The organism is Pantoea sp. GCM10028869 (assembly GCF_042666835.1).
GTDB classification, from domain to species: Bacteria; Pseudomonadota; Gammaproteobacteria; order Enterobacterales; family Enterobacteriaceae; genus Pantoea; species Pantoea leporis.
The window spans coordinates 423588-436680 of sequence record NZ_JBHTGO010000002.1 but is presented as its reverse complement, the minus strand read 5'-3'; the positions used below and the strand labels follow the sequence as shown (position 1 = coordinate 436680).

At 52.6% G+C, this 13093-nt stretch carries 11 protein-coding genes; all 11 read right to left on the bottom strand.

Going from position 1 to position 13093, the window contains the following annotated elements:
- Positions 1–35 precede the first annotated feature (35 nt).
- The 11 genes from kdsB to serC all read right to left on the bottom strand — a co-directional run bounded on the left by kdsB (position 36) and on the right by serC (position 13041).
- Positions 36–785, bottom strand: a complete 750-nt coding sequence (gene kdsB, locus ACFQW4_RS06230; protein ID WP_049851021.1) for a 3-deoxy-manno-octulosonate cytidylyltransferase — start codon at positions 783–785, stop codon at positions 36–38.
- Entirely contained in the window at positions 782–964 is a 183-nt protein-coding gene (locus ACFQW4_RS06225; protein WP_007887424.1) for a Trm112 family protein, read from the bottom strand. Before ACFQW4_RS06225 ends, kdsB begins: the two co-directional genes overlap by 4 nt.
- Positions 965–1054: 90 nt before the next feature.
- Positions 1055–2272 (bottom strand): winged helix-turn-helix domain-containing protein, encoded by a 1218-nt coding sequence (locus ACFQW4_RS06220; RefSeq protein WP_192234409.1) that lies wholly within the window; start codon positions 2270–2272, stop codon positions 1055–1057.
- A gap of 22 nt (positions 2273–2294) precedes the next feature.
- Positions 2295–3296 (bottom strand): tetraacyldisaccharide 4'-kinase, encoded by a 1002-nt coding sequence (gene lpxK / locus ACFQW4_RS06215; RefSeq protein ID WP_377724383.1) that lies wholly within the window; start codon positions 3294–3296, stop codon positions 2295–2297.
- Positions 3293–5041 carry a lipid A ABC transporter ATP-binding protein/permease MsbA gene (gene msbA, locus ACFQW4_RS06210; RefSeq protein ID WP_101760956.1) on the bottom strand — a complete coding sequence of 583 codons (1749 nt, stop codon included), beginning with the start codon at positions 5039–5041 and terminating at the stop codon, positions 3293–3295. Before msbA ends, lpxK begins: the two co-directional genes overlap by 4 nt.
- A gap of 34 nt (positions 5042–5075) precedes the next feature.
- Complete coding sequence (locus ACFQW4_RS06205; RefSeq protein ID WP_377724697.1) at positions 5076–7334, bottom strand: DNA internalization-related competence protein ComEC/Rec2; 2259 nt, start codon at positions 7332–7334, stop codon at positions 5076–5078.
- Between the two features lie 206 nt (positions 7335–7540).
- Entirely contained in the window at positions 7541–7825 is a 285-nt protein-coding gene (ihfB, locus tag ACFQW4_RS06200; RefSeq protein WP_003849360.1) for an integration host factor subunit beta, read from the bottom strand.
- An 86-nt stretch (positions 7826–7911) separates the two neighbouring features.
- Positions 7912–9588 (bottom strand): 30S ribosomal protein S1, encoded by a 1677-nt coding sequence (rpsA, locus tag ACFQW4_RS06195; protein WP_052025984.1) that lies wholly within the window; start codon positions 9586–9588, stop codon positions 7912–7914.
- A gap of 121 nt (positions 9589–9709) precedes the next feature.
- The gene (cmk, locus tag ACFQW4_RS06190) at positions 9710–10390 is read right to left on the bottom strand and encodes a (d)CMP kinase (protein WP_192234411.1); all 681 of its coding nucleotides are present in this window, start codon (positions 10388–10390) and stop codon (positions 9710–9712) included.
- Positions 10391–10588: 198 nt separating this feature from the next.
- Complete coding sequence (aroA, locus tag ACFQW4_RS06185; protein WP_222181737.1) at positions 10589–11875, bottom strand: 3-phosphoshikimate 1-carboxyvinyltransferase; 1287 nt, start codon at positions 11873–11875, stop codon at positions 10589–10591.
- Between the two features lie 80 nt (positions 11876–11955).
- Positions 11956–13041 carry a 3-phosphoserine/phosphohydroxythreonine transaminase gene (gene serC / locus ACFQW4_RS06180; RefSeq protein ID WP_101760959.1) on the bottom strand — a complete coding sequence of 362 codons (1086 nt, stop codon included), beginning with the start codon at positions 13039–13041 and terminating at the stop codon, positions 11956–11958.
- Between the last annotated feature and the right edge of the window lie 52 nt (positions 13042–13093).

Sequence of the window (13093 nt, the reverse complement as noted above, 5' to 3'; positions counted from 1 at the left end):
TTTCAGGCCAGCGAGAGCCGCTGGCCGGTCGGAGATTAACCCTGCATAGCGAGACGAACCCGCTCAAGGTCTTCCGGCGTATCCACCCCAACACTTGGGATAGTTTTTGCCACCGCGACGTGAATCTTTTCACCGTACCACAGCACGCGCAGCTGTTCGAGCAACTCAATGTGCTCCAGCGGGCAAGGTTCCCACGCAATGTAGCGACGGATGAAACCGGCGCGATAGGCGTAGATACCAATGTGGCGGAGCAGCGTGTCGCCAATCTGCTCGCGCGAACGCGCATAACGCTCGCGATCCCAGGGAATGGTGGCGCGTGAGAAGTAGAGCGCATAACCTTTGGCGTCCATCACCACTTTCACCGCGTTCGGGTTAAAGGCTTCTTCTGCATCGGTGATCGGCACCGCCAGCGTTGCCATCCCGGCTTCAGATTGCGCCAGATTACCTGCTACCTGACGTACAATCTCCGCCGGGATCATCGGCTCGTCGCCCTGCACGTTAACGATGATCGTGTCGTCGGCAAACTGATACTTTTCGATCACTTCGGCCAAACGCTCAGTGCCGGACTGATGATCGACCCGCGTCATGCACACTTCGCCGCCGGCCGCCGTTACCGCCGCTGCCACATCCGGATGATCGGTGGCGACAATCACGCGATCGGCACCCGATTCACGGGCGCGTTCCATAACGTGCAGCACCATCGGTTTACCCTGAATATCCACCAGCGGTTTGCCGGGCAGACGCGTTGAAGCGTAACGCGCAGGAATAATGGCAACAAAACTCATGGATGAATCTCTTCAACAGACAGCGTACGCGCTTCCACTTCCAGCAGCACTGGAATACCGTCACGTACCGGGTAAGCCAGGCCATCCGGTTTACAGATCAGCTCTTGCTGCTCTTTGTTGAAATAGAGTTTTCCGTTGCATACCGGGCAAGCAACGATTTCGAGTAAACGGTGATCCATAATCTTCTCCATTCAGGACCGATTCAGACGGGTAGCATAGCATAATAGCGTGCGCGTGAATGACGCACTCAAGCCGGACAAATGGCAGCTTTATTCACCAATCGACCAGCGAGTTGACCAGGCAGCCAGCAGTTCTGCCGGCGCATTTTCGATGATCACTTGGTTGGCGCCTTGCCACGCGGCGAAGCGATTAATGGCTTTTTGGACGTCATTAAGGAAAGCGTTACTGATGCGTGTGCCCTCTTCCAGCCAGAATGCACGAACCACTAATTGCTGCGCCTGACGCTCCATTTTGGCATCAATGCGCGCTTTCAATAATCCGCGATGCAGGACCGGCAGGACAAAATAACCATATTTGCGCTTTTCCGCAGGCGTATAGCACTCAATGCGGTAATCAAAATTAAACAGCTCCAGCGCGCGACGACGATCCCAAACCACTGGATCAAAGGGTGACAACAGCGCGGTATGTGTGGCAGAGAGTGGCTTTTCCAGCAGCGGCAATAATGCGTGGTGTAACCACATTTCGCCCAGTTGCTCGACCTCAACACGCACAATTTCTCCGCGCGCAGCCGCATCCTCAAGCCATGACTTGAGCGGTGCGCGTTTGAGCCGGTAATAATCGGCTAACCAACTGCCACGGAAAATGCCGAGACTGCATGCGCTGTGACTCAGCATCTGTAACACCGCTTCGTCTTCACTTAACGCATGCTGTTCATCAATCCAGTCCGGCATCACGCGGCTGTGCAGATCGTAAACCCGCTGGAAGTTGCGCCGCTCCACCACCATCAACTGACCCGCACTGAACAAATTCTCCAGATGACGCTTATGCGGCTTCCACGCCCACCAGCCCGGTTTGGTCTGTTTATCATTACTGAAATCGGCTGCTCGCACTGGGCCGTTGACGGAGATGTGTTGCAGTAGGTCAGTGATTTCCTGTTGATGTTCCTCAACCCATCGTTGGTTGTACTTCCAGCCCAGTCGCTGCGGTTCCAGCATGCGGTGGCGCAGCAACGGGTAATCTTCGAAAGGAATAAAACAGGCTTCATGAGCCCAATATTCAAATAATGCGCCCGAGGCCAGCGCCTCTTCCAGCCAGTTGGTCTGATACGCGCCAAGGCGGCTAAACAGCACCAGATAAGGACTGCGTGCCACCACATTGATGGTATCAATTTGCAGCAAAGACATCTGACGCACAGTCGCGTGTATATCAGCAAAGCGCGCACGTCGGCCTAAAGGACGTAACAGTCCCTGAGCAGCCAGATGCAGATGACGAGCAGTTTGCAACGAGAGGGAAGCGACGAGGTTCATAACTCCATTCCCTTTTTGGTGGTTAGCGCGAACGGGCGTCTCGCGCGGTAGTGCAGAGATGGGTGATATCGTCTAACAAGGTTGTCACCGCCGCGCCTTGCAGATGCGCATCAACCGGCAAATACCACCAGTTTGGGCGAGCAAAACTACGGCATTTTACCGCATCTTTTTCCGTCATCAGCAAGCACTGATCTGCCTGAGTCAGACGCCGCAATTCGTCTTCGCTGTAAGCATGGTGATCGGCGAAGGCAATTTCAGCCACTGGCTTGATGCCTTGCTGCTTAAGCGTGTTGAAGAAGCGCGGCGGATGACCTATGCCGGCCATCGCGACAATTTCCGGCAATTGCGCTAACGCCACGCTTGCACCGTTGATCAGGTTGACCGCCAGACCGGGCTGCAATGACATCGCAATTTCGCCCGCCTGCGCATCGCCGCCGTTAACGATCACCGCATTTACGGTGCTAAGTCGTGAGGCGCGTTCACGCATCGGCCCAGCCGGTAACCACCAGCCATTGCCAAAACGACGCATCCCATCCACCACCACGATTTCGCGATCGCGCTGCAGCGCGTAATGCTGCAGGCCATCATCGGTGATAATCACATCCAGATCGTGCGCAGCGAGCAAGCCTTCTACCGCCTGACGCCGCCGTGGCGCAACGGCGACCGGCACTTGCGTGCGTTGAGCGATCAGCACAGGTTCATCGCCGGCCTGCGCCGTGGGCGTTTCAGCGGTAACCAGCAGCGGATAACGTTCAGCTTTTCCGCCGTAACCCCGCGACACCACGCCAGCACGTACTCCACGTTGTTGCAGCGCCTGCACCAACCAAATCACTACAGGCGTTTTACCATTCCCACCTGCGGTGAGGTTCCCCACCACAATCACAGGGCAAGGCGCGCGCCAACTTTTTCGCCAACCGCGCTGGAAGCTGAGGCGAATCAATAGGGTGATCGCCCCATAAAGCAGACTCAGCGGCCATAGCAGCAGCCATAACGGCGAACGCCCGCTCCAGATGCGTTCAATCATTGACCGAACTGCAGTTTGTGAAGCTGCGCATAGGCGCCCTTCTGTTCAAGCAGCACGCTGTGAGTACCGCGTTCGACAATGCGACCATCTTCAACTACGACGATCTCATCGGCTTTCTCAATGGTCGACAGACGGTGCGCAATCACCAGTGAGGTGCGATTTTTCTGCAGCTCATCAAGTGCGGCCTGAATCGCCCGCTCAGATTCGGTATCGAGCGCTGATGTGGCTTCATCGAGAATCAAAATCGGGCAGTCGCGCAGTAACGCACGCGCAATCGCAATACGCTGACGCTGACCACCGGAAAGCAGCACGCCATTCTCACCAATAACGGTATCAAGGCCATTATCCATCTTCTGGATGAAGTCCATTGCATGCGCCATGGTCGCAGCCTGCTCGATTTGCTCGCGCGTGTATTGACCATTACGGGCATAAGAAATGTTGTTGGCGACGGTGTCGTTGAAGAGATGAACGTTCTGGGAAACCAATGCCACTTGATTACGCAGTGAACGCAGGGTGTATTCGCGCAGATCGTGGCCATCCAGCAGAATTTCACCGCTATCAATGTCGTAGAAGCGCGTCAGCAAGCTGGCCATAGTGGATTTACCAGAGCCAGAACGGCCGACCAGTGCAACGGTTTTACCGGCAGGCAGCGACAGGTTGATATCACGCAGCGCAGGAATTTCACGGCCTGGATAGGTAAAGGTCACGTTGCGGAATTCCACATCACCCTTAGCACGATCCATTTCACGCTTGCCGTTATCCACTTCCTGCTCACTGTCAAGAATCGAGAACAGCGTCTGACAAGCCGCCATACCGCGCTGGAACTGTGCATTCACGTTGGTCAGTGACTTGAGCGGACGCATCAGGGCGATCATTGATGAGAAGACCACGGTGATGGTACCGGCTGTCAGCGTTTCCATCACGCTTGGGAAACTGGCGGCATAAAGTACAAATGCCAGTGCCAGCGAGGCAATCAACTGGATTACCGGATCAGAGATTGAAGATGCTGACACCAGTTTCATGCCTTGTTGGCGCATCCTGTTACTGACCTGAGAAAAACGCTTGGCTTCCACTTCCTGGCCACCAAAGATCAGCACTTCTTTATGCCCTTTTAGCATCTGTTCGGCGCTGGTGGTGACCTGTCCCATGGTGTTCTGCATGTTCTTACTGATGCTGCGGAAACGTTTGGAAACAGTACGAATAGCAAAGGAGACGATCGGTGCCAGCACAATGAGAATCAAAGACAGCTGCCAGCTGTAATAGAACATCATGATGAACAGGCCAATGATTGAGGCCCCTTCACGCACCACCGTAACCAGTGCACTGGAAGAGGAAGAGGCCACCTGTTCAGAATCGTAGGTGATGCGTGACAGCAGCGTCCCCGTTGATTGCTGATCAAAGAAGGTTACCGGCATGCCCATCATATGGCCGAACAGGCGGCGACGCATATTCATGACCACGTTGCCGGACACCCATGAGATGCAGTAACTGGAGATATAACTGGTCACGCCACGTACCAGCATCAGGCCAATTACCACTAGCGGCATCCACAGCATTACGGATCTGTCTGCTTTACCGAAGCCATCATCCAGTAAAGGTTTCAACAGAGAGAGCATCAGGGTATCGCCTGCCGCATTGAGTATCAGCGCCACCGCTGACACATACAGGCCAGCCTTGTGGGGCGCAATCATCGGCCAGAGTCGACGGAATGTCTGCCACGTTGAGAGATCTTTATCTTGATGCATTATTTATTCACGCTGTTTGAAATAGCCGCTCATTCTACCTGGAATCGCGTTTGACGCCAAACCACTGATGGTACCATCGAGGCATTATTTGCTCTCTTAAGCCCTTAATTTGCCAATGACCTTGTCTGATACCCACATGAATCTGACCCGATTGTGCCGTGTCGTACCACATATAGCCTTGCTGACGATAGCGTTGCACCACGGCTGGCGCAGGCATACGCCAGGCGTTATACCGCGCCACCGAAGCAAATGCTGCTTTCCCAGCAACATTACGTAACAGTAATGCGCCTGATGAAGTCCGACTACCATGGTGCGGAACCTGCAAAATTGTCGCGTTCAGAGCCTCTTTTTCCAGCGCGACAATTTTTCTCTCGGCTTCTAACTCAATATCCCCGGTGAGTAACACGCTAAAGAGCCCGTCATCGACTCGCACCACACAGGAATCGTTATTTTGTCCCTGGGTCTGATTCTCCGGCGGCCACAAAGCGGTAAATTGCAATTTGCCCCACTGCCACCGCTGACCACGGAAGCATGGCAGGTGTCCGTCTTCCGCCAGGGCACTACGAATTGCTACCGCTGGATTAACTTTGAGCAATGAGTGTAGCCCACCACGGTGATCAAGATGCTTGTGGCTTAGTATCAAAGAATGGAGGCTTCTACCGTGATACTGCAACCATGGCAGAATGACGCGCGATCCGGCATCATCCTGTTTCCAACCCGGTCCAACGTCATATAACACCACTTCATTGCCCTGTGTAATGGCAATCGCCAGGCCATGCCCCACATCAATCATGTCGATTTGCCAGTCATCACGCTGTGCAGTGCTGCGCCAGAGGATGATTACGAGTATCAGGCTAAAACACGGCATCACACTGCGATAAATCAGCTTGCTGCGCCAGAGAACTAATCCTACCCACAGCAGCACGACAGCAGGTAACGTATCGCTCCATGCCCACCAGCCAGCGGGTAACCACTGCAGCAGGAGCATGACCTGGCTTATGGAAAGATCCGCCAGAGACCATAATCCCGTTGAAATCAGCGGCACTGGCAATAGCATTGCCAGCAATATTAGTGGCACCGTGACAAAAGACACAACCGGCACCGCGATCAGATTTGCTAATAACGCACTCAGGCTTATTCCCTGAAACAGGAAGATTTGTAGTGGAGCCATGAGGATCATCATTCCTAACTGCAGATGTAGCAATTGCAATAACAGCCATCGACGCTTTGCGCGAAAGCGATGTGTTAATGGAAACCATTGATACCAGGTAATCAGCATCGCGACCGCCAGTGCCGACAACCAAAAGCTTTCTGACAGCACAGTTAATGGATCCAGTACCAGCAAAGCGCCGATACATAACGTCCAGACTTGCCAGCCACTGAGCTGCCAACCGGCGCTGCGCATCCCTATCCATAATATGAGCGCGATCATCGCGCGCTGGGCCGGTGCATGACTGCCAGAAACCCACGTGTAAGTCGCTGCGGTCATAACACTAACCAGCAGCGGAAATAAATGACCAATCAAATGACCCGGCAAAATTACCTGGATAGCACGCGCCAACAGCCATCCAACGCTGGCAGCTAATGCAATATGCATTCCCGAGATTGCCATCAAGTGGGCAGTACCTGTTTCCCGCAGCAACTGTCGCTGCTCTTCAGTCATGTTGGTACGTATACCAAACGCTAAAGCCTGCATAATTGCCGGTTGTTTGAGCGTATCGAATGCGGGTAGATGATGATTAATTAAACGCGTCCGCCAGTTGCAAGTTAGCGATTCCACCTGCTGACTGATGATGCGCCCTTGCAGCGGCGTGTGATTAGACAAGGCAAAGCGCTGCAGATCGAACTCGCCTTCATTTAATCTGCCGTGGACGGCACGCAGTCGCAGTTTCATCTGCCAGCTCTGACCGGCACAGTACGGTTGCTCCATCGAAGCATTATTGAGCGTGACAAAGAGAGGTGGAAACTGATAACGCTGACCGACACGCAAGATTTGCACGGTTAATTGCTGCTTCTGTTCACGAACTTCAGTCACCCGTACAGTGGCTTCAATTGTGGCGGCAGTCAGATCCCCAATGGCATTGACCATCTGGCGGGCTTCAGTCAATGTCCAGGCCACCATTAAGAGAGCAATCCCTGCAAGCCGTAGCAACGTGATTGGCATCAACCCAAGCGCCACAGCGAATACAACCATGATGACTATTCCGTTGGCTGCGGGTATGTGCGGCAATATGCCCAACGGCAATGCCGAGGCAATCATCAATCTGGCCAGAACAATCCAGTTCATATGCATCATTACTCTCCCTCATTGGCGGAAGAGTGTGCCGAGAAAAGCAGGGATTTACTTCATTGAAAAGAGAGTGTGTCGCGATGGATTCCGAGACTTTTGCAGAGATTACATTGATGAGACTTCATTTTGGAAAGCAGATCTCAATTCCGCATACTCTAAGCAAAAAAAAACGACACCCTAGAGTGTCGTTTTTATCGTTCGGTAACGGCTTAGCCATAGATGTTCGCACGGTCACGCAATTCTTTGCCCGGCTTAAAGTGGGGAACGTATTTACCTTCCAGATCCACTTTGTCGCCCGTTTTCGGGTTACGACCCGTACGCGGTGCACGGTAATGCAAAGAAAAGCTGCCGAATCCCCGGATTTCAATGCGCTCGCCCTGGGCCAACGTAGTGGCCATGTGCTCAAGCATCTCTTTGACCGCATCCTCAACGACTTTCGCCGGAATATGAGTATGCTGGCCAGCAAGTCTCTCAATTAGTTCTGACTTGGTCATGTAACCTCCGGTTAATCCTTATTTGGAAAGGTATGACAGCTTTTACCGAAACCGGACGATTTTCATCGTCCGGTGCCTTAGGTCGATTACTCGCCTTTAGCCGCTTTGAACGCTTCAGCCATCGCGCTAGAGAAGTTGCTGCCTTCATCCTGTTTGGTGTTAACAGTGTTGATAGCTTCTTTCTCATCAGCCTGGTCTTTAGCACGAACAGACAGGCTCACAACGCGGTTCTTACGGTCAACGCCGGTGAATTTAGCTTCAACGTCGTCGCCAACACTCAGAACCAGAGTTGCGTCTTCGATGCGGTCCAGAGAAGCTTCAGAAGCGCGCAGGTAACCCTCTACGCCGTCAGCTAATTCTACTGTAGCACCTTTCGCGTCAACTGCAGTGACTTTACCAGTCACGATAGCGCCTTTCTTGTTCAGGGTGATGTAGTTGTTGAATGGATCTTCAGCCAACTGCTTCACGCCCAGAGAGATGCGCTCGCGCTCTGCATCAACCTGCAGTACAACGGCAGCGATTTCGTCGCCTTTTTTGTACTCACGAACGGCTTCTTCGCCAGTCGCGTTCCAGGAGATGTCAGACAGGTGAACCAGACCGTCGATGCCACCGTCCAGGCCGATGAAGATACCGAAGTCAGTGATTGACTTGATTTTACCTTCAACGCGATCGCCTTTGTTGTGGGTCTCAGCGAACAGCTGCCATGGGTTAGATTTGCACTGCTTCAGACCCAGGGAGATACGACGACGCTCTTCATCGATGTCCAGAACCATTACTTCAACCACATCGCCTACGTTTACAACTTTAGACGGATGGATGTTTTTGTTGGTCCAGTCCATTTCTGAAACGTGTACCAGACCTTCAACGCCTTCTTCGATTTCTACGAAGCAGCCGTAATCAGTCAGGTTGGTTACACGACCAGTCAGGCGAGTGCCTTCTGGATAGCGCTTAGCGATAGCAACCCAAGGATCTTCGCCCAGCTGTTTCAGGCCCAGAGATACACGGGTACGCTCGCGGTCGAATTTCAGCACTTTAACAGTGATTTCGTCGCCCACGTTGACGATTTCGCTCGGATGCTTAACGCGTTTCCAAGCCATATCGGTAATGTGCAGCAGGCCATCAACGCCGCCCAGATCCACGAATGCACCGTAGTCAGTGAGGTTCTTAACGATACCTTTAACTTCCATGCCTTCCTGCAGGTTTTCCAGCAGCTGATCGCGCTCAGCGCTGTTCTCAGATTCGATAACTGCACGGCGTGAAACCACGACGTTGTTACGTTTCTGATCAAGCTTGATTACTTTGAATTCAAGCTCTTTGCCTTCCAGGTGCAGAGTATCGCGAACCGGACGAACGTCTACCAGTGAACCTGGCAGGAACGCACGAATACCGTTCAGCTCAACTGTGAAGCCACCTTTAACTTTGCCGTTGATAACACCGGTAACAGTTTCAGCGTCTTCGTAAGCTTTTTCCAGCGTGATCCAAGCTTCGTGACGTTTAGCTTTCTCACGGGACAGCAGGGTTTCACCGAAGCCGTCTTCTACTGCGTCCAGCGCAACGTCAACTTCGTCGCCTACCTGGATTTCCAGTTCGCCGGCTGCGTTCTTGAACTGCTCTGCAGGAATTGCAGATTCAGATTTCAGACCCGCATCAACCAGAACTACGTCTTTGTCGATAGAGACAACAACGCCACGAACGATGGAACCCGGACGGGTTTCGATTTCTTTCAGGGACTCTTCAAAGAGTTGAGCAAAAGATTCAGTCATATTGATAATCTTAGGATTCTTCAATTTAACGTCCACCTGACTTCATTGTCGGATGGGGTTGTTTCACATGCCCTGCACCGGGTCCTTGGTACAGGGTTACAGCAATTCGGTTGCCGAAAGATTAAATGCCCAACTTACGCTTAGCATAATCAAGCGCCTTTTCAATCACTTGCTCAATCGACATACTGGTTGAATCCAGTACCAGAGCATCTGTGGCAGGCACTAAAGGGGCGATGGCACGATTACGATCGCGGTCGTCGCGTTCCCTTATCTCGGATAAAAGGCGATCAAAGTTAACATTAAAGCCTTTCTCCTGCAACTGTAGCATACGGCGATGCGCACGCTCTTCCGAGCTGGCGTCGAGGAATATTTTCACTGGCGCATCAGGGAAAACCACGGTTCCCATATCGCGTCCATCAGCGATTAAACCGGGCTCTTCGCGGAATGCACGTTGGCGTCGAAGCAATGCCTCACGCACCCGCGGGAAAGCGGCAACGCGCGATGCGGTGTTGCTGACTTCTTGCGTGCGGATTTCACCGGTGACATCTTCACCTTCAAGAACCACCTGCATTTCACCGTCAACCGATAGAAAACGCACATCAAGATGCGCAGCCATCGGTACTAATGCTTCCTCGGACTCAATATCCACCTGATGGTGAAGTGCGGCCAATGCTAAAACGCGATAAATAGCGCCAGAATCCAGTAAGTGCCACTGCAACGACTCCGCCATCGCTTTACATAAAGTCCCTTTACCCGCGCCACTTGGCCCATCGATGGTAATAACCGGGGCGATTGCCGTCATTGTTCTCTCCTGTTGCTGCGTGCTTATTGTCAGCCCTTCCAGGCCGCCTGGATTGCGCGGCATTATACGCTGCCTGCGTCGGGTTAGTTACCCTTTAGCGTAGACAGCGCTAGAAATATAGACAGATTCAGAACAATTTCCGCCTGATAAGGCCAGAAGAGAGCAAAGAAACCCGGCGCAGTGCACCGGGTTAAACGATCAGGAAGTATGACTGATTTTCGCCAACTGCTGGAAATAGCTCGGGAAGGTTTTCGCAGTGCAGCCTGGATCAAGGATGGTTACCGGCGTATCGGACAGAGCCACCAGTGCGAAGCACATTGCCATACGGTGATCGTTGTAAGTACCGATGTCCGCATGTTGCAACTGAGCCGGCGGTGTGACACGAATAAAGTCTTGCCCTTCTTCTACTTCCGCCCCCACTTTGCGTAACTCAGTCGCCATCGCAGCAAGGCGGTCGGTCTCTTTTACGCGCCAGTTATAGATGTTGCGCATCAACGTGGTGCCTTGAGCGAAGAGTGCAGTAGTTGCAATTGTCATTGCCGCATCGGGAATATGGTTCATATCCATATCGATTGCCGTCAGCGATCCGCGTGTGCAAGAGATATAGTCATCTCCCCACTCAATCACTGCGCCCATCTTTTCCAGCACATCAGCAAAACGGATGTCGCCCTGCACGCTGTTGCGGCCAATACCGGTTACACGTACGGTACCCCCTTTAATGGCAGCGGCAGCGAGGAAGTATGATGCAGAAGACGCATCACCTTCCACCAGATAATCGCCCGGAGACTGGTACTGTTGCTGCCCTTTAACCACAAAACGCTGATAGTCCTGATTATCAACATCCACACCAAAGCAGCGCATCAGGTGCAAGGTGATATCAATGTAAGGCTTAGAAACCAGATCGCCTTTTATGGTGATGATGGTGTCTTGCTGCGCCAGTGGCGCGGTCATTAGCAATGCCGTGAGGAACTGGCTGGATACACTGCCATCGACGCTGACTTCCCCACCAACAAAACCACCATTAAGACGCACTGGCGGGTAATCGGTCTGTTCGAGATAGTCAATCTTTGCTCCGCCCTGACGCAGTGCATCAACCAGATGACCAATCGGACGCTCTTTCATGCGTGGCTCGCCAGTCAGAACGATTGACTGCTCGCCCAAACAGAGCGCGGCAGCCAAAGGTCGCATCGCTGTACCTGCGTTACCGAGAAACAGCTCAAGCGGTTTTTCAGCATGTAAAGGGCCCGCGTTACCTACTACTTCGCATACGGTGCGATCGTCTGAGAGCGTATAGCTGACACCCAGCGCTTTGAGGGCATTCAGCATGTGCTTAACGTCATCGCTATCAAGCAAGTTAGTCAGGCGGGTGGTGCCCTTTGCCAGCGCGGCCAGCAAGAGTGCGCGGTTCGAGACGCTTTTTGAACCCGGTAAGTTTACCGTGCCGTCAACGCGAGCAATCGGTTGTAGAGTCAGGGAGTCCTGCATGTGAAACCAAATCTCCAGAAAATACGAGACCCCATCGAGTGACGGGGTCTGATACCAGACAAGCTGGCATGAAAAAGCAATTAGCCGTGGCGACGTTCGAAGTCGACCATGAACTCAGTGAGCGTTTTAACCCCTTCCAGCGGCATCGCATTGTAGATCGATGCACGCATACCGCCAACCACGCGATGGCCTTTCAACGCGTGCAGCCCAGCCTTGAGAGACTCTTCCAGGAACACTTTGTCCAAAGAGGAATCGGCTAACTGGAATGGCACGTTCATACGTGAACGGTTTTCGCTTGCGACATCGTTACGATAAAATGCGCTGTTATCAATCACACCGTAGAGTAAGTCGGCTTTTGCCTGATTCAGCTTGTCCATCTCGGCCACGCCGCCCTTCTCTTTCAGCCATTTGAATACCAGGCCAGAGAGATACCATGCGAAAGTCGGCGGAGTGTTAAACATCGATTCATTTTCGGCCAACACCTTGTAATCAAGGATAGAAGGCACATAACGTTGTGCTTTGCCTAGCAGATCTTCGCGCACAACCACTAAGGTTAAGCCCGCCGGGCCGATATTTTTTTGCGCGCCAGCGTAGATCACGCCATAGCGACTTACATCGATTGGACGAGACAGAATAGTAGAAGAGAGATCGGCAACTACGACTTTATCGCCAAAATCCGGCTCTTCATCGATAGCAATGCCATCAATCGTTTCGTTCGGGCAGAAATGGACATAAGCCGCATCATCATTTAACTGCCATTCACGCATTGGTAATAAAGCACGCTTACCATCACGCGTGGTTTTAATATCAATGGTATTTGGCGAGCAGAATTTCTCGGCTTCTTTAATTGCGCTGTGAGCCCAGTAACCGCCGTCAATATAATCCGCGGTTTTTGCATCACCCAGCAAGTTGCCGGGAATGGCCGCGAACTGCGCACGCGCACCGCCATGGCAGAATAAAACTTTGTAGTTGGCTGGGATCTTCAGCAGATCGCGAAAATCTTGTTCTGCCGCTTCTGCAACAGCAATAAACTCTTTACTGCGGTGACTGATCTCCATCACCGAGGTGCCTAATCCGTGCCAGTTTGTCAGTTCTTGTTCTGCGCGACGGAGCACTTCTACCGGCAGCATAGCCGGGCCAGAGCTAAAATTATAAACCTGAGTCATTTCCCCTCACCACTGTCATATCGAACGGTTATGAATACCCAACCGGTTTTAT

What these genes read in the sequence shown, in the direction of transcription:
- serC (WP_101760959.1), bottom strand. Translation starts at nt 13,041, where the DNA reads ATGACTCAGGTTTATAATTTTAGCTCTGGCCCGGCTATGCTGCCGGTA.
- aroA (WP_222181737.1), bottom strand. Translation starts at nt 11,875, where the DNA reads ATGCAGGACTCCCTGACTCTACAACCGATTGCTCGCGTTGACGGCACG.
- ACFQW4_RS06225 (WP_007887424.1), bottom strand. Translation starts at nt 964, where the DNA reads ATGGATCACCGTTTACTCGAAATCGTTGCTTGCCCGGTATGCAACGGA.
- lpxK (WP_377724383.1), bottom strand. Translation starts at nt 3,296, where the DNA reads ATGATTGAACGCATCTGGAGCGGGCGTTCGCCGTTATGGCTGCTGCTA.
- kdsB (WP_049851021.1), bottom strand. Translation starts at nt 785, where the DNA reads ATGAGTTTTGTTGCCATTATTCCTGCGCGTTACGCTTCAACGCGTCTG.
- cmk (WP_192234411.1), bottom strand. Translation starts at nt 10,390, where the DNA reads ATGACGGCAATCGCCCCGGTTATTACCATCGATGGGCCAAGTGGCGCG.
- ACFQW4_RS06220 (WP_192234409.1), bottom strand. Translation starts at nt 2,272, where the DNA reads ATGAACCTCGTCGCTTCCCTCTCGTTGCAAACTGCTCGTCATCTGCAT.
- msbA (WP_101760956.1), bottom strand. Translation starts at nt 5,041, where the DNA reads ATGCATCAAGATAAAGATCTCTCAACGTGGCAGACATTCCGTCGACTC.
- ACFQW4_RS06205 (WP_377724697.1), bottom strand. Translation starts at nt 7,334, where the DNA reads ATGCATATGAACTGGATTGTTCTGGCCAGATTGATGATTGCCTCGGCA.
- ihfB (WP_003849360.1), bottom strand. Translation starts at nt 7,825, where the DNA reads ATGACCAAGTCAGAACTAATTGAGAGACTTGCTGGCCAGCATACTCAT.
- rpsA (WP_052025984.1), bottom strand. Translation starts at nt 9,588, where the DNA reads ATGACTGAATCTTTTGCTCAACTCTTTGAAGAGTCCCTGAAAGAAATC.